The 2,309-nt window shown below is 75.6% G+C and carries 1 protein-coding gene; it reads right to left on the minus strand.

Annotated features, from left to right (window positions below; all coding sequences use genetic code 11):
- Positions 1 to 152: 152 nt before the first annotated feature.
- Positions 153 to 2,216, minus strand: a complete 2,064-nt coding sequence (locus ACFQ6N_RS40300) for an alpha-galactosidase (RefSeq protein WP_380659127.1) — start codon at positions 2,214 to 2,216, stop codon at positions 153 to 155.
- Between the last annotated feature and the right edge of the window lie 93 nt (positions 2,217 to 2,309).

A 2,309-nucleotide genomic window follows, 5' to 3' on the forward strand; every position in this document is an offset into this window, starting at 1 on the left:
CGGGCGTCGCGGTGGTGGTGCAGCTTAAGCGGGCCCCTGGGGGGTGCGGCCGCCCGCGCGGGGCGGCACGGGCCCGGGCCCGCCACGCCCGCGTGGCGGAGCGGTCCGGCGCCCGGTCGGGGCGGCTCGGGAGCCGGGGCGGGACGGGCGGCTCAGGAGCCGAGCGTCCAGTGCCGGCCGGCCGAGGCGGTGGGCTGGTCGGTGGTGACGGGTGCGCCGGGCGCGGCCGACACCGCGCCGAGGACGAGACCGGTGGCGACGTTGGTGACGGTGAGCGCGCCGGCGCCCTGGTCCTGCGTCACCTTCCACTCCTGCCACGGGTTCCCGGGTGCCGGGTCGAGCAGGTAGGCGCTGTCGCCGGCGGAGGCCCCGGCCGAGAGCACGGTGTGCCGGTGGGTCGGGGTGTCACAGCCGTCGGTGATCCGGACGGTGCCGTCCGGGTTCGTGGTGAACGTCCACTGCTGCGCCGGGTCCCCGCTGCGGGGCGCCTCGACGTCCGTGGTCGAGGTGAGCGGCGAGGCGCAGGACCCGGTGACCGAGAGCGCCAGGCCGCCGGTGGCCAGCGCGTGGTAGCGGCCGTCGTCGACGACGCCCGCCGCCCCGCCGCCGGACTGCGCGGTGAGCCGGTAGAGGGCCGCGCCGTGCGGGGGCAGCGTGGCGGAGAGCGGGCCGGTGACGGTCGAACCCGCGCCGGTCCAGAGCTCCTTGGCGTGGTAGCCGGCCCCGGTGAGCCCGAGCTCGGCGAGGCTGGTGCCGACCGTCCGGGCGGCCGACGGGTCCTGGTTGACCAGCAGGACGGCGGTGTCCCCGCCGGCCAGCCGCCGCTTGAGCACGACCGGCGCGTGTCCGTCGGCGGGCTTGGCGCCGACCAGGGTGGCGGGCTCGGCCAGGCCGTCCCGGTCGACGGCGATCACCTCGCTGTTCTTCAGGATCGCCAGACTGGTGGGGCTGATCCCGGTGGACCAGGTGTGGCCGTCGGCGCTGTGCTGCGACTGCGCGGCGGTGCGCAGGTCGGCGCCGGAGATCAGCGGCGCGGCGAGCATGGCGAGGACGGAGGTCTCGGTGCGGGACTCGTCGTCGGTGAACGGCTTGTGGCAGGTGCAGGTGTCCGTGGTGCCGTACAGGCCGTAGACGTCCTGCCAGCCGGTGAACATCATGTCGAGGTCGTTCCAGCTGCCCGGGCGGACGTTGCCCGGGTACCGCAGCGCGGTCTGCAACTGCCCGTTCCAGAGCACCCCGTCGAGGTCGCTGGCCCGGTCGCCGCCGATCCGGCACAGGTTGGCGACCTGGCCGCACCAGACGCCGGTGGGCGCGTAGCCGGGCGCCTGGAAGGGGACCGTCCCGGCGGCCATGACCACCGGGTCGGTCCGGGCCGGGTCGTCGGCGGCGAGCAGGTACGGCACGCCGGTGTGGACGGGCTGGGCGGACACGCTGAGGGTGACCCTGGGCCTGCCCTGGGCGGCGGAGGCGGCGTCCAGGGCGCGCTGGAAGGTCTGCACCCGGGCGTAGACCGACCGGGTCAACTCCTTGCCCTCGCCCTGGGTGTAGTAGTCGTGGCCGTCCGGGCCGATGATCGGCGGGCCGTACGGGCAGTCGTCGTACTTGACGAAGTCGACGCCCCAGGAGACGAAGTCGGCCGCGTCGGTGCCCTCGTGGCCGAGGCTGCCGGGGTGCATCTGGCAGGTGAGGTAGGTGTCGGTGGCGTAGAGGCCGAACTTCATGCCCCGGTCGTGCGCGTACCGGGCGAGGTACGCGATCCCGTTGACGGTGCGGCCGTCGACGGTCCGGTCGGGGAAGTGGTCGGGGCGCGGGAGCAGGTGGCCGGAGGTGGGGTCGTTGCCGGTGCCGTCGCTGCCGCCGACCGGCTTCCCGGCGTCGTCGTAGAGCTGGAGGCCGCCGTCCGCGTTGCGGACCAGGTCGGTGCTCTGGCCGTCGCGGTGCCACAGCGACCAGCCGTCGTCGATGGTGACGGTGTCGTAGCCGGCCGAGACCAGGCCGTTGGCGGCCATGAAGTCGATGGTCTGGACGACCTGGTCCTGGGTGACCTCGGTGCCGAGGGAGTTCCAGGAGTTCCAGCCCATCGGCGGGGTGAGGGCGTTGCCGTTGCCGAGCGCGGCGGCGGGGGCGGCCGTGCCGAGACCGGCGGCGGTGAGGCCGGCGGTGGCGAGGGCGAGCGAGAGGAGGGTGGCCGCGAGGCGGCGGGGGGTTCGGCGCATGCGCGCGCTCCTGAGGGTGTGGGGGGTGGAGGGGTGGTCCGTCAGGAAGGTGCGGGGGGTCGCGGGGGGGGCGGGGGGGGGGGGCGGGCCGCC

This window comes from Kitasatospora sp. NPDC056446, assembly GCF_042796115.1.
Classification (GTDB): Bacteria; Actinomycetota; Actinomycetes; order Streptomycetales; family Streptomycetaceae; genus Kitasatospora.

Bases quoted from the DNA above. Each gene is read 5' to 3' on its own strand.
- ACFQ6N_RS40300 (WP_380659127.1), bottom strand. From the start codon at position 2,216: ATGCGCCGAACCCCCCGCCGCCTCGCGGCCACCCTCCTCTCGCTCGCC.